This window comes from Sphingomonas hankookensis, from assembly GCF_001619955.1.
GTDB lineage: Bacteria > Pseudomonadota > Alphaproteobacteria > Sphingomonadales > Sphingomonadaceae > Sphingomonas > Sphingomonas hankookensis_A.
In genome coordinates this window covers 121,779-148,552 of sequence record NZ_LQQO01000001.1, presented here as the reverse complement: position 1 = coordinate 148,552, position 26,774 = coordinate 121,779, and the positions used below count along the sequence as shown (strand labels likewise).

General features: G+C 68.5%; 26 protein-coding genes. All 26 read right to left on the bottom strand.

The genetic code is table 11. The annotated features are described in order from the left end of the window. Positions 1-61: 61 nt before the first annotated feature. Entirely contained in the window at positions 62-1,222 is a 1,161-nt protein-coding gene (locus tag AVT10_RS00760) for a deoxyguanosinetriphosphate triphosphohydrolase (RefSeq protein ID WP_066687013.1), read from the bottom strand. After that, on the bottom strand, positions 1,219-3,153 hold the full coding sequence (locus AVT10_RS18650) for an SPOR domain-containing protein (protein WP_066687010.1): 1,935 nt from the start codon (positions 3,151-3,153) through the stop codon (positions 1,219-1,221). The genes AVT10_RS00760 and AVT10_RS18650 overlap by 4 nt, the downstream gene beginning before the upstream one ends. Further along, positions 3,150-3,302 (bottom strand): hypothetical protein, encoded by a 153-nt coding sequence (locus AVT10_RS18010; RefSeq protein WP_157092656.1) that lies wholly within the window; start codon positions 3,300-3,302, stop codon positions 3,150-3,152. The genes AVT10_RS18650 and AVT10_RS18010 overlap by 4 nt, the downstream gene beginning before the upstream one ends. Before the next feature lie 164 nt (positions 3,303-3,466). Further along, on the bottom strand, positions 3,467-3,868 hold the full coding sequence (locus AVT10_RS00750) for a hypothetical protein (RefSeq protein WP_157092655.1): 402 nt from the start codon (positions 3,866-3,868) through the stop codon (positions 3,467-3,469). Between the two features lie 11 nt (positions 3,869-3,879). Beyond that, the gene (gene ftsZ / locus AVT10_RS00745; protein ID WP_066687005.1) at positions 3,880-5,388 is read right to left on the bottom strand and encodes a cell division protein FtsZ; all 1,509 of its coding nucleotides are present in this window, start codon (positions 5,386-5,388) and stop codon (positions 3,880-3,882) included. Between the two features lie 110 nt (positions 5,389-5,498). Beyond that, complete coding sequence (gene ftsA, locus AVT10_RS00740) at positions 5,499-6,758, bottom strand: cell division protein FtsA (RefSeq protein ID WP_066686999.1); 1,260 nt, start codon at positions 6,756-6,758, stop codon at positions 5,499-5,501. Between the two features lie 14 nt (positions 6,759-6,772). Further along, on the bottom strand, positions 6,773-7,705 hold the full coding sequence (locus AVT10_RS00735) for a cell division protein FtsQ/DivIB (protein WP_066686997.1): 933 nt from the start codon (positions 7,703-7,705) through the stop codon (positions 6,773-6,775). Then, positions 7,702-8,625 (bottom strand): D-alanine--D-alanine ligase, encoded by a 924-nt coding sequence (locus tag AVT10_RS00730; protein WP_084401242.1) that lies wholly within the window; start codon positions 8,623-8,625, stop codon positions 7,702-7,704. The genes AVT10_RS00735 and AVT10_RS00730 overlap by 4 nt, the downstream gene beginning before the upstream one ends. Before the next feature lie 172 nt (positions 8,626-8,797). Continuing rightward, positions 8,798-9,679: a UDP-N-acetylmuramate dehydrogenase gene (murB, locus tag AVT10_RS00725; protein ID WP_126012323.1), complete on the bottom strand. Its 882-nt coding sequence runs from the start codon at positions 9,677-9,679 to the stop codon at positions 8,798-8,800. After that, complete coding sequence (locus tag AVT10_RS00720; protein ID WP_066686993.1) at positions 9,676-9,870, bottom strand: hypothetical protein; 195 nt, start codon at positions 9,868-9,870, stop codon at positions 9,676-9,678. Before AVT10_RS00720 ends, murB begins: the two co-directional genes overlap by 4 nt. Beyond that, complete coding sequence (gene murC, locus AVT10_RS00715; RefSeq protein WP_066686990.1) at positions 9,867-11,273, bottom strand: UDP-N-acetylmuramate--L-alanine ligase; 1,407 nt, start codon at positions 11,271-11,273, stop codon at positions 9,867-9,869. The genes AVT10_RS00720 and murC overlap by 4 nt, the downstream gene beginning before the upstream one ends. Continuing rightward, on the bottom strand, positions 11,270-12,415 hold the full coding sequence (gene murG, locus AVT10_RS00710; RefSeq protein ID WP_066686988.1) for an undecaprenyldiphospho-muramoylpentapeptide beta-N-acetylglucosaminyltransferase: 1,146 nt from the start codon (positions 12,413-12,415) through the stop codon (positions 11,270-11,272). Before murG ends, murC begins: the two co-directional genes overlap by 4 nt. Then, positions 12,412-13,635, bottom strand: coding sequence for an FtsW/RodA/SpoVE family cell cycle protein (locus tag AVT10_RS00705; RefSeq protein WP_198158476.1), 1,224 nt, complete (start codon positions 13,633-13,635; stop codon positions 12,412-12,414). Before AVT10_RS00705 ends, murG begins: the two co-directional genes overlap by 4 nt. 5 nt (positions 13,636-13,640) lie before the next feature. Then, the gene (gene murD / locus AVT10_RS00700; RefSeq protein WP_066686982.1) at positions 13,641-15,002 is read right to left on the bottom strand and encodes a UDP-N-acetylmuramoyl-L-alanine--D-glutamate ligase; all 1,362 of its coding nucleotides are present in this window, start codon (positions 15,000-15,002) and stop codon (positions 13,641-13,643) included. Further along, on the bottom strand, positions 14,999-16,069 hold the full coding sequence (gene mraY, locus AVT10_RS00695; RefSeq protein ID WP_066688029.1) for a phospho-N-acetylmuramoyl-pentapeptide-transferase: 1,071 nt from the start codon (positions 16,067-16,069) through the stop codon (positions 14,999-15,001). The genes murD and mraY overlap by 4 nt, the downstream gene beginning before the upstream one ends. After that, entirely contained in the window at positions 16,069-17,439 is a 1,371-nt protein-coding gene (locus AVT10_RS00690; protein ID WP_066688028.1) for a UDP-N-acetylmuramoyl-tripeptide--D-alanyl-D-alanine ligase, read from the bottom strand. Before AVT10_RS00690 ends, mraY begins: the two co-directional genes overlap by 1 nt. 1 nt (position 17,440) lies before the next feature. Further along, positions 17,441-18,856 carry a UDP-N-acetylmuramoyl-L-alanyl-D-glutamate--2,6-diaminopimelate ligase gene (locus AVT10_RS00685; protein ID WP_066686979.1) on the bottom strand — a complete coding sequence of 472 codons (1,416 nt, stop codon included), beginning with the start codon at positions 18,854-18,856 and terminating at the stop codon, positions 17,441-17,443. Further along, positions 18,853-20,568 (bottom strand): peptidoglycan D,D-transpeptidase FtsI family protein, encoded by a 1,716-nt coding sequence (locus tag AVT10_RS00680; RefSeq protein ID WP_066686975.1) that lies wholly within the window; start codon positions 20,566-20,568, stop codon positions 18,853-18,855. Before AVT10_RS00680 ends, AVT10_RS00685 begins: the two co-directional genes overlap by 4 nt. After that, on the bottom strand, positions 20,565-21,113 hold the full coding sequence (locus tag AVT10_RS00675; RefSeq protein WP_157092654.1) for a hypothetical protein: 549 nt from the start codon (positions 21,111-21,113) through the stop codon (positions 20,565-20,567). The genes AVT10_RS00680 and AVT10_RS00675 overlap by 4 nt, the downstream gene beginning before the upstream one ends. A 20-nt stretch (positions 21,114-21,133) precedes the next feature. Then, on the bottom strand, positions 21,134-22,057 hold the full coding sequence (gene rsmH, locus AVT10_RS00670; protein ID WP_420038490.1) for a 16S rRNA (cytosine(1402)-N(4))-methyltransferase RsmH: 924 nt from the start codon (positions 22,055-22,057) through the stop codon (positions 21,134-21,136). Positions 22,058-22,083: 26 nt separating this feature from the next. Then, positions 22,084-22,596: a division/cell wall cluster transcriptional repressor MraZ gene (locus tag AVT10_RS18455; RefSeq protein WP_198158467.1), complete on the bottom strand. Its 513-nt coding sequence runs from the start codon at positions 22,594-22,596 to the stop codon at positions 22,084-22,086. A gap of 352 nt (positions 22,597-22,948) precedes the next feature. After that, entirely contained in the window at positions 22,949-23,230 is a 282-nt protein-coding gene (locus AVT10_RS00660) for a hypothetical protein (protein ID WP_232307818.1), read from the bottom strand. A 12-nt stretch (positions 23,231-23,242) separates the two neighbouring features. Beyond that, the gene (locus AVT10_RS00655) at positions 23,243-24,235 is read right to left on the bottom strand and encodes a cysteine synthase A (protein ID WP_066686960.1); all 993 of its coding nucleotides are present in this window, start codon (positions 24,233-24,235) and stop codon (positions 23,243-23,245) included. Between the two features lie 84 nt (positions 24,236-24,319). After that, on the bottom strand, positions 24,320-25,111 hold the full coding sequence (locus tag AVT10_RS00650) for a LysR family transcriptional regulator (protein ID WP_066686957.1): 792 nt from the start codon (positions 25,109-25,111) through the stop codon (positions 24,320-24,322). Then, on the bottom strand, positions 25,108-25,506 hold the full coding sequence (gene apaG, locus AVT10_RS00645) for a Co2+/Mg2+ efflux protein ApaG (protein WP_066686954.1): 399 nt from the start codon (positions 25,504-25,506) through the stop codon (positions 25,108-25,110). The genes AVT10_RS00650 and apaG overlap by 4 nt, the downstream gene beginning before the upstream one ends. Next, a complete protein-coding gene (locus tag AVT10_RS00640; RefSeq protein ID WP_066686951.1) occupies positions 25,503-26,711 on the bottom strand; it encodes a trans-sulfuration enzyme family protein in 1,209 nt (402 codons plus the stop codon). Before AVT10_RS00640 ends, apaG begins: the two co-directional genes overlap by 4 nt. Between the last annotated feature and the right edge of the window lie 63 nt (positions 26,712-26,774).

The following is a 26,774-nucleotide window of genomic DNA, read 5'->3' as shown; positions in this document are numbered from 1 at the left end:
CCGCTGCCCATCTCGAGGCACCAGTCAGCGCCCGACTTGTCGCAGAGTTATGCCAGCGGCGTCAGAATCCGTCGGGCAGGTCGATCGGGCCGACGACCTGCCGATAGCTGCGCACCGCGAACCGGTCGGTCATGCCGGCGATATAGTCGGCGATGTGGCGACTGCGCTCCGGCTCCGCCTCCGGCAGCGTCTCGCGCCAGCCATCGTGCATCGCCGACGGATCGGCATGATAGGCCGCGAACAGGCCGGCAACGACCGTTTCCGCCATCGCCGCCGCCGCCAGCTGACGCGGGTGGTGGTAGAGATTGGCGTACATGAAGCGCTTCAGCGTCCGCTCGGCTTCCGCCATCTCGGGCGAGAAATGGGCGAGGCACTGGCCCGCCGCGCGGACGTCGGCGACGGTTTCGACGCCCGCGACGCCCACGCGACGCTTCGTCTCGGCGATAAGGTCGTTGACCATCGATCCGATCTGCGAGCGGGTGAGTTCACCGACCAGCCGCGCCGCTGGCACGTCCGGAAAGCGGGCGCGGACGGCATCCCATCCGGCGGCGACGAACGGCACCTCCAACAACTGGTCGAGCGTCAGCAGCCCGGCGCGGAGACCATCGTCGATGTCGTGATTGTCATAGGCGATATCGTCGGCGATCGCCGCGATCTGCGCCTCCAGCGACGGCCATTCGTTCAGGCGCAGGCCGTGTGCCGCGTCGGCTTCGGCCAACGCCCAGCCGGGGGTCGGGATCGGGCCGTTATGCTTCGCCAGCCCCTCCAGCGTGTCCCAGGTCAGGTTCAGCCCCCGCCAGCGCGGATAGGGGCTGTCGAGCCAGGTCAGCGTGCGCAACGTCTGACCATTATGGTCGAAACCGCCATGGGTCGCCATCGCCGCCTCCAGCGCGTCCTCCCCGGCATGGCCGAACGGTGGGTGGCCGATATCGTGGGCGAGGCACAAGGCCTCGGTCAGATCCTCGTTCAGGCCGAGCGTGCGGGCGACGGCACGGCCGATCTGCGCGACCTCAAGGCTGTGGGTCAGCCGGACGCGGAAATGGTCGCCATCGGGCGCCATGAACACCTGCGTCTTGTGGCGGAGACGCCGGAAGCTGATCGAATGGATAATCCGGTCGCGGTCGCGCTGGAACGCGTCGCGCGGGCCGCGAGTCGCATCGCCCGGTTCGGGGTGGAGCCGCCCGCCATGCGCCTGCGGGTCGGCGGCATAGGATGCCCTCACTTGACCGGGACCCGCGCGACCTTCTGCCCCGCCTCGCTGGTGAAGGTGAAGGCCTGCACCCCCGATTTGCGCAGCGTGTTGACGAAGTCCTGCGCCTCCGCATCGCTCTTGAACGGCCCGGTCAGAAGGCGGTTGGTGGCGCGCAGCGGCGTGGTCCATGCCTGCCGACCCTTCAGCGCCGGCGCCTTGCCGGCCATGATGCCCCATGCGGCGGGCAGGCCGGCGACATTGGCGCCACCGGCGACCTGTACCCAGTGGCGTTCGGGATCGGCGCGCTTGGCCTGCGCCTCGCGCGCGGCTTCGGCGGCGGCGGCCTTCTTCTCATCGGCGATCCGCTTGGCTTCGGCTGCCTTCTTGGCGGTGGCGGCACGCGCGGCGGCGAGCTTCTTCGCCTCGGCGGCTTCGGCGGCGCGGGCGGTGGCTTCACGCGCCTCGGCGGCACGGCGCGCGGTCTCCGCGTCGGCGGCTAGGGCGGCGCTGCTGGCCGGAGCCGCGACCGGCGCCGGCGGCGGGCCGACGCCCAGTTCGGACGCCGGGATATCGAGGTTGCGGATGATGCGGGCGAGCACGTCGTCGTTCGACGGCGTGCGAGCCGCGACCGTAGCGGCGGCGCTGGAGACGGCGGGGGCTGCGGCCGGCGGGGCAACGCTGGCGACTTCCACCGGAGCGGCGGCGGGCGGTGTCGGGGCGGGTTCCGCCGGGCGATCGACGATGGTCACCGGAACCGGGGCGGATGCGACCTGGACCGGCGGACGGGCAGCCTGTTCGGCGCGGTCGCGGGCAGCGAGCGCTTCGGCAGCGAGGCGGCGTTCCTCAGCCTGACGTGCGGCGACGCGCTGTGCCTCGACCCGGGTCGCTTCGGCGATGCGCGCCTGTTCGGCCTGTTGCGCGGCGACCTGCTGCCGCTGGGCCAGCGCAGCGCGGCGGGCGGCTTCGTCGGCACGGGCCTGGGCGAGCTGTTGCGCCTGGACGTCGGCGGCGCGGCGGGCGGCATCGGCCTGGGCCTGTTGCGCCGCCTGTGCCTGCCGCTGCCGCTCGGCCCGGCGTTCGGCCATGGTAGGCGCGCGCGTGACGGTGCGCGCCGTCGTGGCGACCGGCGCTGCGGGGGTAGCGGACGCGAGCGCGACCGGCGCGGTTCGGACCGGCGCGGGCAGCGGCGGGGCTAGCCGGGCGTCGGCCAGCCGTTCCGGGCTGGGCGCGAGACGACCGTAATGGACGGCGAACGCCCGGTCCGCGCCGGCCAGCTGTGGCAGGCGGCGGAAGAAGGGCGAGAGGCTGGCCGAGAAGCCCGGCAGCATGCTGGCGGTGATCTTGTCCGCGCCGGCCGCATCGCCCGACATGGCGAGGACGAAGGCCCGCACCCGCCAGGCGGCACGGTCGCCCTTTTGCAGCAGCGGGTTCAGCACCGCGGTCGATTCGGCGAGGTTGCCGTCGATGCCGAGCGACAGGGCAAGGCGGCGGGTGAGTTCATCGTCCTCGCCGGCCCGCAACGCCTGTCGATAGTCGGCCTGCGCGAGCGAACCGCGACCGAGCAGGTCATAGGCCAGACCGCGCTCGGCGAGGTAGGGCGTCATCGACACTCCGGCCCGCTCGGCGGAGGCGAACATCGCCAGCGCCTCGCCCGGACGCTCCATCGCCACCAGCGAAATGCCGCGCGCGGCGCGGATGCGGGGGTCGTTGGGCGCGACCTTTTCGGCACGCGCAAGGAACTGCATCGCCGCGTCGGTATCGCCCAGTTTGCCCGATAGCCGCCCCGCCTCGATCAGCGCCGAGACGTCGTTCGGGCTGCGACCGAGGATGCGCATCTGTTCCGACAGCCGGTCGGCATTGGGGGTCAGCGGCTGGACGATCGCACCGGGCTGCGCCAGCACGGGCAGAGGCGCGGCGGTGGCGAGCAGAAGCGCGACGCGGAGCGGGTTGAACTGGGTCATGGGCCGGTCCGCTTAACCATGTAGCGGCTGAACGGGGAATGTTCAGGTGTCGTCGCGGCGACGAAGTGAGTGGTGGTGACGATGAAGCGAGCCGGCCGGGTCCAAAGTTCACTAAGTTCACACTCGTGCGCGTTTTGCGCGTCGTCCATGCCGGGGCGTTACGGCATCATTTGTTACATTCGCTCGAGCGACCGAATGCGCGGCAGGGTCAGGCCAATACAGGCGGCAGCGAAGTCAAGAAGCGTCGAGCCGCACTATGGCACGGTCAGGCACTGTAGGAAATGGTTCGCTCAGCGAACGACCGGTGACGCCGTCAGTGATCGACGACAGGTCGCGCTGCGATCCAGAGAAGCCCGACCGATCCGACGACGAACCCAAGGAATACCGACTGCCAGAGCAGCGCTGAACCGAAGCCGGCAGCACCCGCCATCCGGGTCGCGGCGATATTGATGGCCACGTCGCTGACCATGATCGCGACGGCGAGGAGCAGGCCCGGGCGTATGCGTCCGGTGGACAATAGCACGACCACGGCAAGGTCGAGGAACAGCAGCGCCGACCAGTAAATTTCGAACGCCGGCATCGGCGCCCAGCGATACGGACGCCAACCGCGGGTCAGGAAATCGCGAGCGTGGTTGAAGGCTCCAGCCGAGAAGCCGACTATCTGAACGGCCAGCGCGAAGCGAGCCGCCACGTGGAACGTTGCACGTGGCGGCATCGCCGAAAGTGTTACTGGTTGTTCTGGCGGTGCAGGAAGCGCGGGATGTCCAGCGGTTCCTTGGCATCGTCGGTGCCGCGGGCGGGTGCGCGGCCGGCATTGGCCATGCGTTCGAACAGCGTGCCGCCGGGCTTGCGCGCCGGGGCCGCTTCCTCGCGTGGGGCTTCGGCCGGAGCGTCCGGGGTCAGCCAGCGGCGGCGGCCGTCGTTCGACGAGGTACCGAAGTCGCTCGCCGGGGTCGGCGCGGGCATCGGGGCTGCGGCCTGTTCGGCGCCCAGCACCAGTTCGTCCTCGTCCTGCGCCGCCGTGGCGGGCGTGTCATAGGCCGAGTGCGGCACGACGCGTTCCGACACCGACGGCTGGCTGATGCCCTGCGGGAAACGATCCATCGGCGCAGGCGCCGGCGCTTCTTCCAGATGTTCGGCGGCGGCACCGCTCGGCGCGACCGGGGCGGCGGCGTGAGCGGTCGGCGCGGCCGGCCGGCGCGGCGCGTTGAACGAGAAGGCGCGGGTCGGTTCGGCCTGGGCCGGAGCCGGCTGGGCCTGTGACGGGGCTTCGTCCTCGATGCCGGTCGCGACGACCGAGACGCGGATCTTGCCTTCCAGTTCGGTGTTGAACGCCGAACCCCAGATGATGTTGGCGTCGTCGTCGACCAGTTCGCGGATGTGGTTCGCGGCTTCGTCGACTTCGAGCAGGCGCATGTCGTCGCCGCCGGTGATCGACACGATCACGCCCTTGGCACCGTTCAGCGACACGCCGTCGAGCAGCGGGTTGGCGATCGCCTGCTGCGCCGCCTCGATCGCGCGGTTGTCACCTTCGGCCTCGCCGGTGCCCATCATCGCCTTGCCCATTTCCTGCATCACCGACCGCACGTCGGCGAAGTCGAGGTTGATCAGGCCGGGCATGACCATCAGGTCGGTGATGCCGCGCACGCCCTGCTGCAACACTTCGTCCGCCATTTCAAAGGCTTGCTTGAAGGTCGTGTTGGCGTTCGCGATCAAGAACAGGTTCTGGTTCGGGATGACGATCAGCGTGTCGACGTACTTCTGAAGTTCCTCGATGCCGGCCTCGGCCGACTTCGCGCGGCGCTTGCCCTCGAATGCGAAGGGACGGGTCACGACGCCGACGGTCAGGATGCCCATCTCGCGCGCGGCCTTGGCGATCACGGGAGCGGCGCCGGTGCCGGTGCCGCCGCCCATGCCGGCGGCGATGAAGCACATGTGCGCGCCCTCAAGCGACTTCTGCACCTGCTCGATCGTTTCCTCGGCCGCCGCACGTCCGATTTCGGGACGGCTGCCGGCGCCCAGCCCTTGCGTGATCTTCGCACCCAGCTGAATACGCTGCGGCGCTTCCGACTGCTTCAGCGCCTGCGCGTCGGTGTTGGCGACGAGGAACTCGACCCCCTGCACCTCGGCACGGATCATGTTCGCGATCGCGTTGCCGCCGGCCCCGCCGACGCCGATCACGGTGATGCGCGGGGTCAGTTCGTCGACGTCGGGTGCCAGAAATTCGATGCTCATACTCGGTCTCCCTGTCCCGGCCGGCACCGGGCGCGTAATTCGATAGGCGGTTGTGCATCAAGCCGAAGGACGATCCTAGCCCCTCCACCCGGCCTGATGGTAATAAATCGTCAATAGTTGGCGCGGAATGCGGTCAACAGACGCTGGAACAGCGCCCCCGTACTGGGGCGCGACACCATTTGCTGGGTCGGCTGCAACGCGCGCAGGTCGACCGGGTTCGACGCGGCGAACATGGCGAGGCCGGCGAGCGTCGCGAATCCGGGGCCCGAATGCGCATCGGGCAGCGCGGCGAGGCCCCGCGCACGGCCGACCCGGACCGGGCGACCCAGCGCCTGTTGCGCATAATCGGCGATGCCCTTCAGCTCCGCCCCGCCGCCGGTCAGTACGACCTGTCGCCCGACCGGATCGTCGAAGTTCAGGCGGCGCAGTTCCTTCGAGATTTCGGCGACCAGCCGTTCCAGCCGCTGGCGGATCGTGGTGATGAGCTGTGCGCGGGTGATGCGCGTGCCCTCCGCATCCTCGTCGGCGCGCACGGGTGCGACGTCGATCATGTCGTGATTGTCGCGCGGGGACATGTTGGCCGAACCGTAGAAGCATTTCAGCCGTTCGGCCTGCGCCCGGTTGGTGCCGAAGGCGGAGGCGACGTCGTCGGTGATGTCGCTGGCGCCCATCGCGATCGAGGCGAGGCCGGTCAGGACGCCGTTGGCGAACACCGAGACGTTGGTGATGCCCGCGCCGATTTCGACCAGCGCGACGCCCAGTTCACGCTCCTCTTCGGACAGGCAGGCCAGCCCGGTTGCGACCGGCGCCGCGACGATCGACTTGGTTTCGAGATGCGCCGAGCGGACGCACAGGTCGAGGTTGCGGACCGGCGATCCTTCGGTGGCGACGACATGGATCTCGACGCCCAGCCGGTCGGCGTGCAGCCCCTTCGGCTCCTTCACCCCGCCAAGGCCATCGAGCGTATAGCGCATCGGCTGGGCATGCAGCACCATGCGCTGGCCCGGATCGATCGCGTTGCGACCGGCCTTCAACAGCGCGTCGATATCCGACTGTTCGACGCGGTGGCCACCGAGGTCCACTTCCAATTTGACGATATCGGACACGAGGCCGCCGGCCGAGAAGCTGACCCACACATCCTCGATATTGAAGCCGGCGATACGTTCGGCCTGTTCGACCGCTTCGCGGACCGCCGTCTCGGTCGCCTTCATATCGGCGATATAGCCGCGCTTGACGCCACGGCTTTCGCGCTGGCCGGTGCCGAGCACGGTCAGTTCGCCGCCCTCACCCGGCTTCGCGATCAGCGCGGACACCTTCGACGTGCCGATGTCGAGCGCGGTGATGATCCCTTCCGGTGCTACCTTCGCCATGGTCCTGCCCCCTGTCAGTCGCCTTCGACCGGTTTCGCGATCGACGCGGCATTGCCCTGTTCAGTGCCGTCGTCACCGTTATCCGGTGTCGCATGCTTCATCCGCACGACCAGCTTGGTCGGGTCGCGCAGGTCGAACCGGTCATAGCCCTTGCCCAGCAGGCCGAGCGTCCCGTCGAGTTGCGCGAACTTCACCAGCGCGCGGGCCGATTCCTTGTCGCCTTCGGGCAGGACCAGCCGCTCGCCGGTCTGGAAAAGAATGTCCCAGCGGCGATTGCCGACCCACACCGCCGCCTTCACGACGGGCTTGAGGGCGGGTGCTGCGGCCATCAGCTTGCGATAGGCCGGTTCCTGCGCATTGGCGCCGTCGCCGATGACCAGCGGCAGGCGCGGCATCTTGTTGGGCTGTACGCCGTCGAGGAGCACGCCGCCCTCATCGATCAGCATCAGTTGGCCCTTGTTCTGCCACACGGCGGCGGGGTCGCGTTCGACCACATCGACGACCAGCGTATCGGGCAGCCGGCGCGAGACGCGGGCATCGGCGATCCAGCCATAATCGAGCAATTTCTGCCGCGTGGCGTCGAGATCGACCAGCGGCATTGCCCGCGAGCGCTGGTCGAGCGCGACAGCATAAACCGAGGTCGCGTCCATCCGCTTGAGGCCGGTCACCTCGATCTGTTCGACGCGAAAGCCCGCCGCACCGACCGCTTCTGCCGCGGCAACGCCGATCGCGCCGAACAGGCCGAACCAGTTGGCAAGCGCGAGGGCAATCGCGCCGGCGCCGGCGGTGAGGCTCCAGCCGACGATGCGACGCGCCGTCGCCGCCCCGCCGGGAAGCGCGGCGACCGCCTGATCGAGGACCGAGGCGCGCACCGGGCGCTTGGCCTGCACGCGGCGCTTGGGCTTGACGGTGCGGGTCTGGACGACGCGCTTGCCGGTCTGGGTCATCGCATCGCCTCTTCCACGATCCAGCCTACAAGGGCTTCGTAGCTCATGCCGACATGGCGCGCCTGTTCGGGGACGAGGCTTAGCGGGGTCATGCCCGGCTGGGTATTGGTTTCGAGCACGAAGAGGCCGTCGATGCCGCGTTCGTCGTCCCAGCGGAAATCGGTGCGCGAGGCGCCCTTGCAGCCCAGCACGCGGTGGGCAGTGACGGCATAGGCCATGCACGCCTGCGCGATGTCGTCGGGAATGTCGGCGGGGCAGACATGTTCGGTCAGGCCGTCGGTGTACTTGCTGTCGTAATCGTAGAAACCGCTCTTGGGCTTCAGTTCGGTCACGCCCAGCGCGCGGTCGCCGAGCACGGCGGTGGTCAGTTCGCGGCCACGGATGAAGGGTTCGGCAAGGAGTTCGTCGAATTCCTGCCACGGACCCTTCGAGGCTTGCGCGATCGGATTGCCGTAATTGCTGTCGTCGGTGACGATGGCGACGCCGACCGAGGAGCCTTCGCTCACCGGCTTCAGGACATAGGGGCGTGGGAGCGGGTCGCGTTCGAACAGTTCCTCGGTCCTGACGATGCGCCCGCCGGGCATCGGGACGCCCGCGGGCACGAGCGCGTGCTTGGTCAGCACCTTGTCGATTGCGATGACCGAGGTCGCTAGGCCGCTATGAGTGTAGCGCAGCCCCATCAGGTCCATCATGCCCTGCACCGTGCCGTCCTCGCCGGGTGAGCCATGGAGCGCGTTGAAGACGAGGTCGGGCTTCGCTTCGGTCAGGCGGGCAGCGATGTTCCGGTCCATGTCGATGCGGGTGACCTTATGGCCGAGCGACTCCAGCGCAGTCGCGACGCCGGCGCCGGACATGAGCGAGACTTCGCGTTCCGACGACCAGCCGCCCATGAGGACGACGATGTTGAGGGGGTCGGTCACGCGGTCGGTTCCTTCGTTATGTTGCAAGTTCCGTTTGCTTCGAGCGCAGGGTCGAGCCTGTCGAGACCCGAAGTCGAGAAGGCGGTGGTTGTGGCACGGGCGTTCTCGACGGACGCTTCTCGACTGCGCTCGAAGCTGCTCGAACCGAACGGGGAGGTTGAGTGCGGGGCCATCACGCCCGCCCTACCCGCTGGATTTCCCATTCCAGCGTTACGCCCGATTGCGCCAGCACCTTCCCGCGGACTTCCTCGCCCAATGCCTCGATATCGGCGCTGGTGGCGTTGCCGGTGTTGAGCAGGAAATTGCAGTGTTTTTCCGATACCTGCGCGTCGCCCTTGCGCAAGCCCCGACAGCCAGCGGCGTCGACGAGCGCCCACGCCTTGCGCCCGTCCGGGTTCTTGAAGGTGGAACCGCCGGTCTTGCTGCGGAGCGGTTGCGAGGCTTCGCGGGCCGCCGCGATGCGGTCCATTTCGGCCTGGATCGAGGCCGGATCGCCCGTCTCGCCGCGAAAGGTCGCGGACACGACGATCGCGCCTTCGGGCAGGTCGCTATGGCGGTAGCGGTAGTTGACGTCGGCGTTCGAAAACGTCGTCAGCGTGCCGTCGCGGGTAACGACCTGCGCCTCGACCAGCACGTCGGCTACCTCGCGGCCATAGGCGCCGCCGTTCATCCGCACGAAACCACCGACCGTTCCGGGGATCGAACGCAGGAACTCGACCCCGGCGATCCCGGCATCGCGCGCGGTCGAGGAGACGAGAATGCCGCTCGCCCCGCCACCGCAGGTCAGCGTCAGCCCGTCCGCCGCAACCTTGGCGAACGGTTTGCCGAGGCGGACGACGACACCGGGCACGCCGCCATCGCGGACGATCAGGTTGGAACCGAGGCCCAGCCCCATCACCGGCACCGACGGGTCGAGCGCCCGGAGGAAATTGCAGAGATCGTCCGTGTCGGCCGGTTCGAACAGCCACTCAGCCGCGCCGCCCGCCTTGAACCAGACGAGGGGCGCGAGCGGGGCGTTCGCGGTCAGCTTGCCACGGACCGGCGGAAGGGTCATTTTCCGCTGCCCCAGAAGCGCGCCCATGCGGTCCAGGCTTCGGCCTGTGCATCGGCGATCTGCTTGCCGACCTCCGCCATGTCGCGCGTCTCGGCAGTGTCGAGCAGCTTCTTGGCGGCGTCGAGCTGCGCCTGTTGCGCGCGCAGGATTTCGCGCTGCATCTCGATCGCGGTCGAGAACCAGTCGCTCATGCGAGCCGCTCCTGAATCGCAGCGGGCAGGCCGGCAGCGATCTTGGTAATGTCACCGGCGCCGAGGCAGACGATCAGGTCGCCGTTTTGGCCCTCAGCGGCCAGCGCGGCGGCAAGAGCATCCTTGTCCGCAGCGACCTGTGCCGAGCGGTGGCCGCGCAGGCGGATGCCGTCGACCAGCGCCTCGGCACTGACGCCCTCGACCGGCGCTTCGCCGGCGGCATAGACGGGAAGGACATGGACCGCGTCGGCATCGTTGAACGCCTGTGCGAACTCGTCCATCAGCGCGCCGAGCCGCGAGTAGCGATGCGGCTGGACCACGGCGATCACCCGGCCGCCGGTCGCTTCGCGTGCGGCGGACAGGACGGCGCGGATTTCGACCGGATGGTGGCCGTAATCGTCGATGACGGTCATGCCGGCGACTTCGCCGACGCGGGTGAAGCGGCGCTTCACGCCCCCGAACTTGGCAAAGCCCTGCGCGATGGTCGCGTCGTCGAGGCCCAGCTCGACCGCGACCGCGATCGCTGCCAGCGCGTTCTGGACATTGTGGCGACCGGCCATCGGCAGCTGGATGCCCTCGATCGTCCGGGTCTGGCCGTCACGGTCGCGGACCACGCAGTCGAAGCGGTTGCCGTCGCGGCCCGCCGTCACCTCGACCCCGCGCACGTCGGCCTGCGCAGCAAAGCCATAGGTGACGATGCGGCGGTCGCGGATGCGTGGGATCAGCGCCTGCACTTCGGGATGGTCGAGGCACAGCACCGCCGCGCCGTAGAAGGGTACGTTCTCGATGAATTCGACATAGGCGTCCTTCGCCCGGTCGAAGCTGCCATAATGGTCGAGATGTTCGGGGTCGATGTTGGTGACGACCGCGATCGTGCCGTCGAGGCGCAGGAAGCTGCCGTCGCTCTCGTCCGCCTCGACCACCATCCAGTCGGACGCGCCCAGCCGGGCGTTCGAGCCGTAGCTGTTGATGATGCCGCCGTTGATGACGGTGGGGTCGACGCCGCCGGCATCGAGCAGCGCGGCGATCAGCGAGGTCGTGGTGGTCTTACCATGCGTCCCCGCGACCGCGACGGTCGATTTCAGCCGCATCAGTTCGGCCAGCATTTCGGCGCGGCGGACCACCGGGATGCGCTTGGCCAGCGCATGGTCACGTTCGGGATTGCCGGGCTTGATCGCGGTCGAGGTGACAACGACCGCCACGCCCTCCACATTCTCCGCCTTGTGGCCGATATGCACGTCGATGCCGCGCGCGCGCAGGCCGTCGACGACATAGCCCTCGGCCACGTCCGATCCCTGCACCTTATAGCCGAGATTATGCATCACCTCGGCAATGCCCGACATGCCGATGCCGCCGATGCCGACGAAATGGATCGTGCCGATGTCGGTCGCGACGCCCTTCACGCAAATGCTTCCTTCTGTCGTTTGGCGGGGGTGATCTTGCCCACTTTCGCCTTGGGTGCGTCGACGCTCTCGACCAGGTCGGCGAGGTCGCGGACGGCGAACGGCCGGCCGCAGCTGCGCGCGCGCGCCGCCGCATTGGCGAGCGCTGCGGGGTCGAGGCCGAGCTTCTGAATCTGCTTGGCGAGTTCGGTCGCAGTGAATTGCGTCTGCTGGATCGACCGCGCGCCGCCGGCGCCCACGATTTCGCGGCAATTGGCGGTCTGGTGATCGTCGGTCGCACCGGGCAGCGGCACGAGGATCGCGGGACGGCCGGCGGCTGTCAGTTCTGCGATGGTCGACGCCCCCGCCCGGGCGATCACGACATGGCTCCATGCCAGCCGGTCGGGCAGATCGGGGAGATAGGTCGCGATTTCGGCGGGGATGCCGTGTTCGGCGTATTTGGCGCGCACGGCGTCGATATCCTCGATCCGCGCCTGATGCGTCACCTGCATCCGGCGGCGGAACGCAACGGGCAGCAGCGCGAGGCCGTCGGGGACGACCTGGCTCAAAATGCTCGCCCCCTGGCTGCCGCCGGTGACCAGCACGCGGAAGATGCCGTCCTCATCCAGCGCCGGATAGGGACGTTCGCGCAGGGCGAGGACGCTCTCTCGCACCGGATTGCCGACCAGATGGGTCTTGGGGACGTGGCTGTCCTTAAGACGGTCGACCCGTTCGTAGCTGGTGGCGATGCCATGCACGCTGCCCGCGACCAGCCGGTTGACCCGGCCCAGCACGGCATTTTGTTCATGGATGATCGTCGGCACCTTCTGCGCGAAGGCCGCCAGCAGTGCAGGGAGCGCTGGATAGCCGCCGAAGCCGATCACGGCGGAGGGGCGGAAAGTCTTGTACAGCTCGATCGCCATCGACCGGCCGGCCAGCATCTGCCGCGCGGCCTTCGCCCAGCCGATCGGACCGCCCGACAGGCGTCCGGCCGGCAGGACATGGGTCTGGATGCCATCGAACAGGTCGGGAAAGCGCACGCCGCGTTCGTCGCTGACCAGCGCGACGCGGTGGCCGCGCCGGGTCAGTTCGGTCGCCAGCGCCGCGGCCGGGACCATATGTCCCCCGGTGCCCCCGGCGGCCAGGACATAATGCTTGCTCATTTCGCTCCGCTCCAGCGCTGTGGGCCGTAAGGTGAGCGGCTCAGATACGGGTTCCGGCGTGTGAAAGCGAGCAGCAGTCCCATGCCGATCGACAAGGCGATCATCGACGACCCGCCGTACGAGATGAACGGCAGCGTCATCCCCTTGGACGGGGCGATGCCGACATTGACCGCCATGTTGATGAGCGCCTGCGCCCCGAACTGGACCGCAAGGCCGGCGGCGGCGAGCAGCTTGAACGCATCCTCTTCGTCGAGCAGGCGGACGAAGACGCGCACGACAATCGCGAGGAAGATGATCGCGATGATCGCGCAGGCGATCAGGCCGAACTCTTCGCCGACCACCGCAAAGATATAGTCGGTATGTGCCTCGGGTAGCTTGAACTTCACGCGCCCGCCGCCCGGGCCGGTGCCGATTACCCCACCCGCGGTCAGCACGGCATGCGCCATGTCGACCTGATAGCTGTCGGTCGCCGCGCTTTCGGGATCGGGGAACAGGAAGCCGTCGATGCGGACGCGGGCGGTGCCGTAGAAGGTGTAGGCGGCCGCGACCATGCCAATGCCGGCGGCGCCGAGCATCGCCATGGTGCGGACCGGAATGCCGGAGATGATGAGCAACGCCGCCCACACGCCGCAGAAGATCACCGTCTGCCCGAAATCGGGCTGGAGCATCAGGCAGCCGGCAATGACCGCGGTCAGCGCGCCGGTGACCCACAGCATCGGCAGCTGCGGGTCCTTCGCGCGTAGCGACAACAGCCATGCGGTCGTCACGATGAACATGGGTTTCAGGAACTCGGACGGCTGGAACTGCCCGACCCCGAGGTTGATCCAGCGCCGCGCGCCGTTTGCCTCCACGCCGACGAACGGGGTGACCATCAGCGCAAGAACCAGGACGCCCGCGCCGAGCAGGCACAGCCGCCGCGCCAGCGTGACCGGCAGCATCGACACGACGATCATCACCGGGAAGGAGAGTGCGATCCACCCGGCCTGTCGCCAGAAATACATCATCGGCGGGACGGTGACGTCACCACCCGAATAGCGCACGGCGGATGCGGGCGACGCGGCGGCGACCGCGACGAGGCCGATGGCGATCAGTACCATCGCGATCAGCAGCAGCACCCGGTCGACTTCGCGGAACCACGCGCCGATCGGCGAGCGCGCGCTACGGCCCTGCAGCGTCTCCACCCGCTGGCGCAGCGCCCGGACATCGCGCCCGCGACCCATATCCGTCATTGCAATGCCCCCACTGCCGCCGCGAAGGCGCGGCCCCGCGCTTCGAAATCGCTGAACTGGTCGAACGACGCGCACGCCGGCGACAGCAATACGGTATCGCCGGGTCGCGCGGCTGTCGCGGCCAATTTCACCGCCTCGTCCAATGTGTTGGCGATGGTTACGGCCATGTCGGGTTGCAGAAGTTCGGCAAAGCGCTGCGCGGCGGTGCCGATGGTATAGGCGTGGACGACATTGCCGAAACCGGGGCGGCAGGCATCGAGGTCGTCCGACTTGGCAAGCCCGCCGACGATCCAGTGGATGCGTGCGAACGCGTTGAGCGCGGGCGCGGTGGAATCGGGGTTCGTCGCCTTGCTGTCGTCGACATAAGCGACGCCGTTCACGTCGGCGACGTGCGCCATGCGGTGTGGCAAGGCCCGGTAGCTTTGGAGGCCGGCGCGGATGGTGTCGGTGTCGAGGCCCAATGCCTCGCAGACGGCGATGGCGGTCAGCGCGTTCTGGGCGTTGTGCGGGCCGGCGAGCGCGGGACCGAAAGCCGGCGCTTCGGCCGGGACGGCGATGCGGACGGCGTGCGGAACGGTGTCCGCAATCGCGGCAGACGCCGCATCGCCTGTGCCGATCACCGCAACACGACCGGACGACTGCATCGCGAACAGACGGGCCTTGGACGCGGCATAGGCTCCGAAACCGGCATAGCGGTCGAGATGGTCGGGGGTGATGTTGAGCAGCACCGCGACGTCGCAGTCGAGGCTGCGGGTCAGGTCGATCTGGTAGCTCGACAGTTCGAGGACATAGACGCCGCCGGCGGGCAGCGGGTCCTGCGCGAGGATCGGCAGGCCGATATTGCCGCCCATGCGTGTGGGGATGCCGGCCTGTTCGAGGATGTGGTGGATCAGCGCGGTGGTGGTCGACTTGCCGTTGGTGCCGGTGATGCCGACGACCTTGTGCGGCGGCAGGTCGGCGCGGGCCTGGGCGAAGAGTTCGATGTCGCCGATGATGGGGGTGTCGCCGGCGTGGGCGGCGATCGGGTGGCGGTTGAGCGGTACGCCGGGAGACACGACGACGCCATCGAAGCCGGTGAGGTCGATCGACAACGGATCGGCGATGACCAAAGCCCTCTCCCCCATGGGGGAGAGGGTTGGGAGAGGGGGTGTCGCGAGTGCTGTCGTCGGAGAAGAAGGAGAAGTCCCCTCTCCCCGCGAGCGGGGAGAGGGAGAAAGGGCGTCGCGCTTCGCCCCATCTCCATCCCACGCAACGACTTCCGCGCCACCCGCCAGCAACGCGCGCACCGTCGCGGCGCCAGAGCGAGCCAGCCCCAGCACCGCGAACTTCTTCCCCGCCCAGGCGGCAGCGGTGATCACCGCAGCTTCAGCGTCGAGAGGCCGGCGAGCGCCAGCACGAAGGCGATGATCCAGAAGCGGATCACGACCGTGGCCTCAGCCCAGCCGAGCTGTTCGAAATGATGGTGGATCGGCGCCATGCGGAAGATGCGCTTGCCGGTGCGCTTGTACCAGAACACCTGGATGATGACGCTCAGCGCCTCGACCACGAACAGGCCGCCGATGATCGCCAGCACGATTTCATGGTGCGACGACACCGCGATCGCCCCCAGCGCACCGCCCAGCGCCAAGCTGCCGGTATCGCCCATGAATACCGCCGCCGGAGGGGCATTGTACCACAGGAACGCCAGCCCCGCGCCCACGATCGCGCCGCAGAACAGCGACAGGTCGCCCGCTCCCAACACGTGCGGGATGCCGAGATAGGCGGCGAACTTGGCGTTGCCGACCATGTACACGATCAGCATCAGCGCGACCGAGGCGATGATGACCGGCATCGTCGCGAGGCCGTCCAGCCCGTCGGTCAGGTTCACGGCGTTGCCGAACGCGACGATCGTGAAGGCGGCGAAGACGATGTAGAACGGCCCGAGATCGATCGCGACGTTCGAAAAGAACGGCACGTAGAGCATCGTGCCGGTCTGGCGGATGATGATCCAGCTGGCGATGCCGGCGATCAGAAATTCGAGCAGCAGGCGCGTGCGGCCCGAAACGCCCGCCGTGCTGGCCTTTCGCACCTTGTCATAATCGTCGAGGAACCCGATCGCCGCAAAGCCCAACGTCACGAACAGGCACGCCCAGACGAAGGGGTTGGCGAGGTCCATCCACAACAGCACCGACGTCGCGAGCGCGGTCAGGATCATCAGCCCGCCCATGGTCGGCGTGCCGCGCTTGGCGAGGTGGCTTTGCGGCCCGTCGAGACGGATCGGCTGCCCCTTGCCCTGTCGCACGCGCAGCCAGCCGATGAAGCGCGGCCCGATGACGAGGCCGATCAGCAGCGCCGTCGCCGTCGCCGCGCCGGTGCGGAACGACAGATAGCGGAACAGGTTCAGCACCCCGGGAAAGCCGAGATATTCGGCGATTTCGTACAACATCAGTCCTGGCCCCACAGGTCGGCGACGACCCGCGCCAGCCCCACCCCGTTCGATCCCTTTACGAGCACCGCATCGCCCGGCGCGATCAGGTCGGACAGGACCCGTGCGGCGGCGGCGGCGTCGGGCACATGGACGGTTTCGATGCGGCCCTCAAGCGCCTTGGCGAGGGGAAGCATGCCCTCCCCCACCAACACGGCGCGCGAAACGCCCGCTTCGTCGATGGGGACCGCCAGCGCGGCGTGATAGGCGTCGGACGACTCGCCCAGCTCGCGCATTTCGCCCAACACCGCGATGCGCCGGTCGGCGCGCTCGGCGGCGAGTACCTTCAGCGTCGCACGCATCGATGCCGGGTTGGCGTTGTAGCTTTCGTCGATCAGCAACGCGTCGCCGCCCGCCAGCTTCAGCTTGCGGCGGGCACCGCGTCCGGCAAGCCCCTCTAGGTCGGCCAGTGCAAGGCCAGCGACGCCAAGGTCACCGCCGATCGCATCGACCGCCGCCATCACCGCCAGCGAATTGGCGACCCAATGTTCGCCGGGCGGGGCGAGGGTGTAGCTGACCTCACGCGATCCCAGCCGCGCGGTGACGAAGCTATCGCCGCCCGACATGCGGACATGCTCGATCGCGCGGACATCGGCCCCTTCGCGCAGGCCGAAGGTGACGATCCTGCCGGCATGGGGCCGGGCTGCGGCGATCAGCGTGTCGCGATGCGGGCTGTCGAACGGCACGATGGCAATGCCGCCCTCGACCAGCCCTTCGAAGATTTCACCCTTGGCGCGAGCGATGGCGTCTTCACCGGTGAAGAATTCGGTGTGCGCGGGGGCGATGGTGGTGACGATGGCGACTTCGGGGCGAACGAGGCGGGTCAGCTGCGACAGCTCGCCGGCATGGTTCATGCCCATTTCGAACACCGCCGCTTGGGTAGCGGCCGGCATCCGCGCGAGGCTCAGCGGCACGCCGGTATGGTTGTTGTAGCTCTTGACCGAACGATGGGCGTTGCCGTGGGTAATGCGGTCGAGCGCGGCGAACAGCGCTTCCTTGGTCCCGGTCTTGCCGACCGATCCCGTCACGCCGATGATCCGCGACGACGTACGGGCGCGCGACGCGGTAGCGAGCTGGTTCAGCGCGACGGTGGTGTCGTTGACCAGCACGTGCGGCCCGTCGACCGGCCGCGACACGATCGCGCCTGCAGCCCCTTGCGCGAACGCCTGCCCCACGAAGCGGTGGCCGTCGGTCGCCTCGCCGGAAAGCGCGACGAACAGGTCGCCCGGCCCGACCTCTCGGCTGTCGAAAGCAACACCGTTCACGGTGAAATCGGCGGAAGCGGTGCCCCCGGTCGCGGCGGCGATGGCGGCGGCGGTCCAGAGCGGCACGTCAGCCCGCACAGTCACGCGCCACCTGTACGTCGTCGAACGGCAGGATCATGTCGCCGACGATCTGGCCCTGTTCATGGCCCTTGCCCGCGATCAGCACGATATCACCCGGCTGCGCCATGTCGCATGCCGCACGAATGGCGGCACGACGGTCGCCGATCTCGGTCGCGCTGGGAGCGCCTGCCAGCACCTGCGCACGAATCTGCGCCGCATCCTCGGTCCGGGGATTGTCGTCGGTGACGATCGCGACGTCGGCCTGCGCCGCCACGACCTCGCCCATCGGCGCCCGCTTGCCGTTGTCGCGGTCGCCGCCCGCGCCGAACACGACGATCAGCCGCCCCTCGGCATGGGGACGCAACGCGGCGATGGCCGCTTCGAGCGCGTCGGGGGTATGTGCGTAATCGACATAGACCGGCGCGCCATTGGGCAGGATCACCGCACGCTCCAGCCGCCCGCGCACCGGCTGCAACCGGGCGAGGCCCGCCAGCGTCGCCGCCAGCGTGCCGCCGGTCGCCAGTACGAGGCCGGCGGCGGTCAGCGCGTTTGCCGCCTGATAGGCGCCGATCAGCGGCAACTGCACCTTGTGGGTCGCGCCCTCCGCCTCGATCGTCAGCGCTTGTCCGAGCAGGCTCGGTTCGCGGCCGACCAGCCGCAGCGTCTCGCCATGTTCGCCGACGGTGATCAGGCGGTTGCCGCGGACGCGGGCAAGGTCCATCACGCGGTCGGCATGGGGATCGTCGATCCACACGACCGCTACGCCGTCATCGGCCAGCACTTCGGAAAACAAACGCAGCTTGGCGGTCAGATAGCTCGCCATGTCGCCATGATAGTCGAGGTGATCGCGGCTGAGATTGGTGAACGCCGCCGCACGGACCGGCAGCCCTTCGGTGCGGTATTGCGACAGGCCGTGGCTCGACGCCTCGAACGCGACATGGGTCACGCCTTCGCGCGCCAGCCCTGCGACGTTCGACAGGAAGGTGACGATGTCGGGGGTGGTCAGGCCGGTGACGACGCGTTCGTCGGCGGTGGTCACCCCCAGCGTCCCGATCGACGCGGCGTGGTGCCCCTGCATCCGCCACAGCTGGCGCACCATTTCGACGGTGCTGGTCTTGCCGTTGGTGCCGGTCACCGCGACGCAGGTCGGCGGGAACGGCGCGAAGAACTGCGCGGCGGCGCGGGCAAACGCCTCGCGCGGGTCGCGTGCCGCGATGTGGACCGCGCCCTCGACCACCGCTTCTGGCCGGGCGACGACAGCGATCGCGCCAGCGGCGATGGCGGCGGGGATGAAGTCCTCGCCATTGACCCGCGCCCCGTCGAACGCGCCGAAGATCGTGCCCGGTGCGACCTTGCGATGATCGATCGCGAAGCCGGTCACCGTCTGCGGTTCATCGCCGCCCGTGATGGTTCCTAATTTCATTCGACGTTCGCCAGCTTCTTCGCATCACCCGGCGCCCGCCACAGCAGCGAGCGCAATCCGGCGAGGTCAATATCGGCATTGGCGTCGGGAATCACCCCCAGCAACGGGCCGGTGCGCGAAATCACTCGGCTGACGACCGGCGCAGCGGTCCAGGCGGCGGTGGTGAAGCCGAAGGTTTCCTTCGTTCCCTTCGGGCTGTCGAGCATCGCGATCACGACATAGCGCGGGCGATCCATCGGGAAGACGGCGGCGAAGGTCGAAACGTTGACCTTCTTAGAATAGCCGCCGCCCGCGCCCACCGTTTCGGCGGTGCCGGTCTTGCCACCGACACGGAAACCCGGTGCCTCCGCCTTGCGCCCGGTGCCGTCGGTGACGATCAGCCGCAGCAGCGCGCGCATCTTCGCGCTGGTCGCCTCGGTAAACACCCGGCTGCCGGCCGGCGCCTCGCCCGGCTTCAGCTTCAGCATGGTCGCCGGACGCCAGATGCCGCCATTGACCAGCGCGGCATAGGCGCTGGCGAGGTGCAGCGGCGTGACGGCGATGCCATGGCCATAGGCGGTCGTCATCGTCGTGGTCCGGCCCCAGTAATGCGGCCAGATGGTGCGCGACTTTTCGAGTTCGATGTCAGGTGCGGTATCGAAATGGAGCGCACGGAACAGCTTTTCCATGCGCGCCTGCCCCATTTCGTCGGCGATGCGTGCCGTCGCGATGTTCGACGAATGGACCAGCGTCTCCGGGATGTTGAGCCAGCGCTTCTGCGCATGGTCGTCGCGGATGCGAAAACCCCCGACCGCAAGCGGCTGCGTCGCGTCATAGCGCTTCGACAGCGACGGCGCGACGCCGCTGTCGAGCGCGGCAGCCATGGTCAGCGGCTTGAACGCCGATCCCAGTTCGTACACGCCCTGCGTCACCGTGTTCATCTGCCCGGTATTGGCGGTCACGGCATTGGGATTGAAGGTCGGGAGCGAGGTCATCGCGATCACCTCCCCCGTGTCGCTGTCGAGCACGATGCCGCCGGCGCCGCGCGCCTGGAACACCGCCATCGCATTGGCGAGTTCGCTTTCCAGCGCAGCCTGCACCCGCAGGTCGAGGCTGAGCGCGACCGGCCGCCCGCGCTCGGCCGGGTCGACCAGCCGCGCGTTCAGGAACTTCTCCATGCCGCGCACGCCGCGACCGTCCATGTCGAGATAGCCGAGCGCATGCGCCGCCATGGCGCTTTGTGGATAGAGGCGTTCGGGTTCGCGGCCGAGCGCGATGCCCGGCTCGCCCAGCGCGTTCACCGCCTGCACCAGTTCGGGCAAAGCGCGACGGCGCAGATAGACGAAATTGCGATCGAGGTTCAGCTGCGCATAATAATAGCCGGCATCCTGTTCCGGCATCAGCGCGGCGAGTTGCCCCGCCAGCTGCTTCTTGTCGCCGATCACCTTGTCCGGGCGCACCGCGATCGACCAGGCGTCGATGGTGCGGGCGAGCGGCGCGCCGTTGCGGTCGACCAGATCGCCGCGCAACGGCACCAAGGCCGCCTCCGCCGCGATGGCCGAACGCGGTTCGGCGGCGACCGCCAGCAGCATCAGCCGCGCGAGGATGACCGTGACGCCCGCCGCGAACAGCAGCATCAGCACCATCAGCCGGTAATGGGCGATGTTGACCAGGGTGTGCCGCGCACCGTCGGCCCGTTGCTGATGAAGAGGGGGCGCCACGACGACGATCACGGACGGGCCGCCTCCTTGCGGGCGGAACGGGCGAGGTCGGCCATCGTCGCGTCGCTGAGCAGCGTGCGGTCGAGCATCGCCACCGCCCGCGCCTTGGCGGGGATCACCGCCGCCGTGCGGACCGCGCCGACCGGCTTGGCCGCCGCCTTGGCCTTGTCCGCCTTGACCGGGGTCGCGGCAGGCGCGGTCGCTTCGGCAAGGGTCGGTTCGGGCACGGCGGCGATTTCCATCGGTGCGCTCGGCACGACATAGGCCAGCGCGACATTGCCGCCCTCGGTCCGGCCCGGCAGCGACGCCAGCTGATGCTCGCCGCCGACGAACTGTTCGGCGCGCGGCGCGGCGAGCGCCAGGACGTCGCCGTTCCAGCGTTCGAGCTGCGCCATGTTCGCGCGGGTGTCGAATTCGGTTTCCAGCGCGCGGATGTCCTTGCGCGCCTGCACGATCGAGCGTTCGACCGCCTCGACCCGGCTGCGTTCCGCCGCCCCTTGCGAAATGACGAGGTAGAAGGCCGGCGCCATCACGCCGACCGCGACCAATTTACCCAAAGTCCCGAACCCGAACGCACTCATCCCATCGCACTCCCGTTCGAACTCCACGGCGCGGACGCCGTGCGAACCCCGACCCGCAGAGTCGCCGACCGCGCGCGGGGGTTGACCGATACTTCTTCGTCACTCGGCCGCACCGCCTTCGCGATGTCGGTGAAACTCGGAGCCGGACCCTGCGCCACCACCGGACGGTGGCGCGACCCGGCCGGCATCGCGCCGCCGCGCTCCCGCAGGAACCGCTTTACGATGCGATCCTCGAGGCTGTGGAAGCTGACCACCGACAGCCGCCCGCCCGGCCGCAACACCCGCTCCGCCGCGTCGAGCCCGGCGGTCAGCTCGCCCAGTTCGTCGTTCAGGTGGATGCGGATCGCCTGGAACGCGCGGGTCGCCGGGTCCTTCTTCTCATGCGGACGATGGCCCAGCGCCCGGCGGACGACCGCGGCGAGCTCACCGGTCCGCGCCAGCGGCCGCGCCCCGACGATGAAGTTCGCGACGCGGCGATGGCGCGGTTCCTCGCCATAGCGGTCGAGCACGTCCGAAATCTCTGCCTCGGCGGCGGTGTTCAGCCATTCGGCCGCAGTGATGCCTTCCCGGCTCATCCGCATGTCGAGCGGACCGTCCTGTTGAAACGAGAAGCCGCGATCGGCCTGGTCGAGCTGCATCGACGACACGCCGATATCCATGACGACGCCGTCGACCGCGTCAATGCCGCGCGCCGCCAGTTCGCTGGCCATCGCCGAAAACGGCGCACGGATCAGCGTCAGCCGGTCGCCTGCTTCGGCGAGCAGCGGCGCGGCGGCGTCATGCGCGGTCGGATCGCGGTCGAACGCGATGACCCGCGCACCGGCGGCCAGCATCGCGCGGGTATAGCCGCCCGCACCGAAGGTCGCGTCGACATGCGTCTCGCCCGGCTGGATCGCGAGCGCCGCGACCGCTTCGGTCATCAGGACGGGGATATGCGGCGCGTCGCTCACACCAGCCCCTTTTCTTCCATCAGGAACTCGCACAGCTCGCGCGTGTCGGCGTCGATTTCCGTGTCGGCGATCAACGTGTGCGGGTCCCAGATGTTGAACGTGTCGCCGCGCCCGTGGAAGAACGCCCATTTGTCGATCTTCGCGCGGCGGCGGTAAAAGGTCGGCAGGACGAAGCGCCCGGCGCTGTCGAACGGCGCGGTCTCAAGATTGCCGAACGCCTTGCCCGCGACGTTGTAATCGGTGTCGACATCCTCGTCGCTGCCCTGGGGTTTGCGGGAGTAGAGGATCTTCGGCCAGGCGGCATCGAACGCGCTGAGGCAGACATGCTTGCCGTGCCGCTTGAGCAGGAGTTCGCGGGCGTCGGCGTTCTTCTCCAGCACCGAGCGCAGCTTGGCAGGCACTGCGACGCGACCCTTCGCGTCGACCGCCTGTAGCCCGTAGCTCAGGTAGAGTTCCCTCTCCAACACAGCCCCATTTCGGTCACGCAGGACGTGCGTCGCGCCCGGCAAATACGCGCCGCGCGGTTTGAATCGACGATCCCAGGACCTGCCCCCTGTGACGTCCGAGACGTACCAAAATGCAACCTGGGTAACAATGGGCGAAGTTGGGTGAGAATGGGAAAAAGCACCACTGGACGGGCAGTTTTGGGATGTACGTTGTTTGTTCGCCCATCTTTTGCGGACGTGCCGATTGGATGACGCCCCACCGGTGGTTGGGCGACACTGGGCGAGGATGGGAAAACGGCAGAGCGCTACGTCACCCCAGCGACGGCTGGGGTCTCGTGCGGCTCGTGCTGTGCGCAATCACCGGAAGATCCCAGCTTTCGCCGGGGTGACCTGTACGATCAGGTACGAAGGGGGTTCAGCGAACCTCGGGCAAGCCCGTGCTGTTGCTTGGCGCGGCGCCGGGCGAGATGCCGAGTTCGGCCAGCGGCTCGTCCGGATTGCCGGTGGGCGTCAGGTTCGCGACAGCGACATTGGCCTGTTCATCGACCGCCGTCACATCCTCGCCGATCGGCGGTTCGTCGATCGCCGAGCGGAACAAGGCGCTGGCGAGCACGATCAGCAGCACGACCAGCACCAATCCGGTCGCGCCGACGCGCAGGCGTTGCAATAACTGGGATTGATCCGATCGCGGCGTCATCTGGGCGCGGTGTTACGCCGAAGTCGCCCCGCTGTCGACCGCCAACCCCTTCGCCGCCAGCCATTCGGGATTGTACAGCGTGGAGAGATAGCGGAACCCGGTGTCGCACAGGATCGTCGCCACCCGGCTGCCCGGCCCCAGTTGCCGCGCCAGCAGCACCGCGCCCGCGACGTTGATGCCCGACGACAGGCCAAGGCACAGCCCCTCCTCCGCCAGCAGCCGGCGAACCCAGACCATGCCCTCCTCGTCCGACACGCGAAACTGGGTATCGATCGGCGCGCCGTCGAGGTTGGCGGTGATCCGCCCCTGGCCGATCCCTTCGGCGACCGACGTTCCTTCGGACCGCAACTCGCCATGGGCATAATAGTCGTACAGCGCCGCGCCATGCGGATCGGTCAGCGCGATGGTGACCGATTCGTCCTTCTCCTTCAGCCCCAGCCCGACGCCGGCCAGCGTGCCGCCGGTTCCCGCCGCACAGGTAAAGCCGTCGATCCGCCCGCCCATCTGCTCCCAGATTTCGGCCGCCGTGCCGGTGATGTGCGCGCGGCGGTTGGCGATGTTGTCGAACTGGTTCGCCCAGATCGCGTTCGGCGTCTCCTCGGCGATCCGGCGGCTGGTGTGCACGAAATGGCCGGGGTTGGAATAGGGTGCGGCGGGCACCAGCACCAGCTCGGCGCCCAGCGCGCGGAGCGTGTCCATCTTCTCGCGGCTCTGCGTCTCGGGCATGACGATGATCGAGCGATAGCCCTTGGCATTGGCGACCAGCGCCAGCCCGATACCGGTATTGCCCGCCGTCCCTTCGACGATGGTGCCGCCGGGCTGGATCAGGCCGCGCGCCTCCGCATCCTCGACGATCGACAGCGCGGCACGGTCCTTCACGCTGGCGCCGGGATTGGCGAATTCGCATTTGGCGAAAATCTCCGCCCCCGCCGCCTCGCTCGGCCCCTTCAACCGGACGAGCGGGGTATGGCCGATCAGGGCGAGCGTATCAGTGGCGGTGTGCATGGCTTCCAGATGGCGCGGGACGCCCGCCGGGGCAAGCGCGCGGCGTGGTAGAATGGGTTGAGGGCAGGCAATGCGGGCTATGCCCTACCCCGCCAGCGCGTCGACCAGCGCCTTTACCTTCGCCTGTCGCCACTGCGGCAACGGCGCCACCAGCCAATAGCCGAGCCGCCCCGACTTCGGCTCCCCGACCACCACGACCCGTCCGGCCGCCACATCATCGCGTGCGAGCAGTTCGGGAACGGTCGCCCGGCCCAGCCCCGCTGCCGCCGCGTCGATCGCCAGCCCGGCATCGGCGACCCGTACCAGCGCCGAAGCATCCTCGGGGTTGCAGCCGGGCCAGCCGATCCGCGTATCGGCACCGCCGCCTGCGCGCTCGACGGTTACCATTCCGTCCGATTCCAGCGCCTCGCCCTCATGCGCGCCGGGTCCTTCGCCCCAGCGGATGGCGAGGTCGAGATTGGCTTCGGTGAAGTCGAGCGCGTCGTCGGCCGCGACCAGCGCAAAGCGCAGTTCGGGGTCGGCGGCGGCGATGCGCGACAGGCGCGGCAACAGCCATTTCTGCGTCAGGTCGCGCGGCGCGGCGATGGTCAGCGACTTGGACGACTGCCCGGCCTGCATCGCGCGGACCGCTTCCTCGAACTGCAGGAACCCGCCGCGCAGCGCCGCCAGCCCGGCCTCGCCCTCCGGCGTCAGTTCCAGACCGCGCGTGGTGCGCCGGAACAGCACGACGCCCAGCGTATCCTCCAGCGCGCGGACCTGCTGCCCGACCGCCGCCGGGGTCACCGCCAGTTCGTCGGCGGCACGGGTGAACGACAGATGGCGCGCGGCGGCATCGAGCACGCGCAGGCCGTTGAGCGGAAGATGCGTCCGCTTCATGCGCCGACCGCCGGGGCCAGCAGGGCAAAGCGCGGGATCGTCACGTCGAACGTCTCTCCATCATCGGCCAGCATGTGATAGCTGCCCTGCATCGCCCCGCTGGAGGTCGACAAGGGACAGCCCGATACATAGTCGAAGCTGCCGCCGGGTTCGATCACGGGCAGTTCGCCGATCACGCCTTCGCCCTCCACGCTATGCCGTTCACCGCGTCCGTCGGTGATGATCCAGTGGCGGGTCAGCAGCTGGACGGTACGCTCCGACCCGTTTTCGATGCGGATATGATAGGCCCAGAACCAGCGGCCCTGCGCAGGCTGCGACTGTTCGGGCAGATAGGTCGCCGATACCCGCACCACGATACCGCCGGTCGTCGCCTCGTGCGGGAACAGCGCTTTCATAGGGCGACCGCCCGCAATGCCTGGTCCAGATCGGCGATCAGGTCCTCGGCGTCTTCGAGGCCGACATTGATGCGGATCATGCCTTCGGAAATGCCCATCTCGATCCGCTTTTCCTCGGCCACGCCCGAATGGGTGGTGGAGGCCGGATGCGTCATCAGCGAGCGCGAATCGCCGATATTGTTCGAGATGTCGATCAGTTGCAGCGCGTCGAGCAGCCCGTGCGCCTGGGCACGCCCGCCATCGAGTTCGAACGAGAAGATCGGCCCGGCCATCTTCATCTGCCGCATGCACAGTTCATGCTGCGGATGGCTGGGCAGGCCCGGCGCGTTGATCTTGGGCACGCGCTGTTCGAGGAAGCTCGCGACCTTCAGCGCGTTTTCCGACTGGCGCATCACACGCAGGTCGAGCGTTTCCAGACCCTTCAGCACCACCCACGCATTGAACGCGCTGAGCGTCGGCCCGGTATTGCGCGTGAAGGGCAGCAGCACGTCGTCGATGAACGCCTTCGTCCCGCACACCGCGCCGGCGAGGACGCGGCCCTGCCCTTCCATCAGCTTGGTGGCGCTATAGGCGACGACGTCGGCGCCGAAATCCATCGGCCGTTGCAGCGCGGGGCTGGCAAAGGCGTTGTCGACGACGGTGACGATGCCCCGCTCGCGCGCCGCCGCGCAGATCGCGGTCAGGTCGGCGACGTCCATCGTCGGATTGGCCGGCGTCTCGAAGAACCAGACCTTCGTATTCGGCCGGCTGGCATCGATGAACGCCTGCGTATCGCGCGCGTCGACCACGTCGGTTTCGATCCCGAATTTGGGCAGCAGCGTATCGGTCAGCCAGCGGCACGAGCCGAACGCGGCGCGCCCGCCGACCAGATGGTCGCCCGCCGACAACTGGCTGAGCAATGCCGCCGTCATTGCCGCCATGCCGGTCGCCATCGTCCGGCATGCCTCCGCCCCTTCGAGCAGCGCGATGCGTTCTTCGAGCATCTCGACCGTCGGGTTCTGCAACCGTGAATAGGTCATGCCGACCTGCTCGCCCGCGAACCGCGCGGCGGCATCGCCCGCGCAGTCATAGGCATAGCCCGAAGTGAGGAACAACGCCTCCGACGTCTCGCCATATTCGCTGCGCGCGGTGCCGCCGCGCACGGCCTGCGTTGCGGGGCGCCAGTTGGCGGTGATGCTGCGGTCTTGTCCGGTCTTGCGCTTCATGGGCAGGGTCTTTGCGCGCTTGGGGCAAGAATTTCCAGAGGAGATGCGCCCCGCTGGACCGCT

Coding starts and splice junctions, on each gene's coding strand:
- AVT10_RS18650 (WP_066687010.1), bottom strand. CDS start 3,153: ATGACCCAGTTCAACCCGCTCCGCGTCGCGCTTCTGCTCGCCACCGCC.
- AVT10_RS18010 (WP_157092656.1), bottom strand. CDS start 3,302: ATGGACGACGCGCAAAACGCGCACGAGTGTGAACTTAGTGAACTTTGG.
- AVT10_RS00750 (WP_157092655.1), bottom strand. CDS start 3,868: ATGCCGCCACGTGCAACGTTCCACGTGGCGGCTCGCTTCGCGCTGGCC.
- ftsZ (WP_066687005.1), bottom strand. CDS start 5,388: ATGAGCATCGAATTTCTGGCACCCGACGTCGACGAACTGACCCCGCGC.
- ftsA (WP_066686999.1), bottom strand. CDS start 6,758: ATGGCGAAGGTAGCACCGGAAGGGATCATCACCGCGCTCGACATCGGC.
- AVT10_RS00735 (WP_066686997.1), bottom strand. CDS start 7,705: ATGACCCAGACCGGCAAGCGCGTCGTCCAGACCCGCACCGTCAAGCCC.
- murB (WP_126012323.1), bottom strand. CDS start 9,679: ATGACCCTTCCGCCGGTCCGTGGCAAGCTGACCGCGAACGCCCCGCTC.
- AVT10_RS00720 (WP_066686993.1), bottom strand. CDS start 9,870: ATGAGCGACTGGTTCTCGACCGCGATCGAGATGCAGCGCGAAATCCTG.
- murG (WP_066686988.1), bottom strand. CDS start 12,415: ATGAGCAAGCATTATGTCCTGGCCGCCGGGGGCACCGGGGGACATATG.
- AVT10_RS00705 (WP_198158476.1), bottom strand. CDS start 13,635: ATGGGTCGCGGGCGCGATGTCCGGGCGCTGCGCCAGCGGGTGGAGACG.
- mraY (WP_066688029.1), bottom strand. CDS start 16,069: ATGTTGTACGAAATCGCCGAATATCTCGGCTTTCCCGGGGTGCTGAAC.
- AVT10_RS00685 (WP_066686979.1), bottom strand. CDS start 18,856: ATGAAATTAGGAACCATCACGGGCGGCGATGAACCGCAGACGGTGACC.
- rsmH (WP_420038490.1), bottom strand. CDS start 22,057: ATGACCGAAGCGGTCGCGGCGCTCGCGATCCAGCCGGGCGAGACGCAT.
- AVT10_RS00660 (WP_232307818.1), bottom strand. CDS start 23,230: ATGACGCCGCGATCGGATCAATCCCAGTTATTGCAACGCCTGCGCGTC.
- AVT10_RS00655 (WP_066686960.1), bottom strand. CDS start 24,235: ATGCACACCGCCACTGATACGCTCGCCCTGATCGGCCATACCCCGCTC.
- AVT10_RS00650 (WP_066686957.1), bottom strand. CDS start 25,111: ATGAAGCGGACGCATCTTCCGCTCAACGGCCTGCGCGTGCTCGATGCC.
- apaG (WP_066686954.1), bottom strand. CDS start 25,506: ATGAAAGCGCTGTTCCCGCACGAGGCGACGACCGGCGGTATCGTGGTG.
- AVT10_RS00640 (WP_066686951.1), bottom strand. CDS start 26,711: ATGAAGCGCAAGACCGGACAAGACCGCAGCATCACCGCCAACTGGCGC.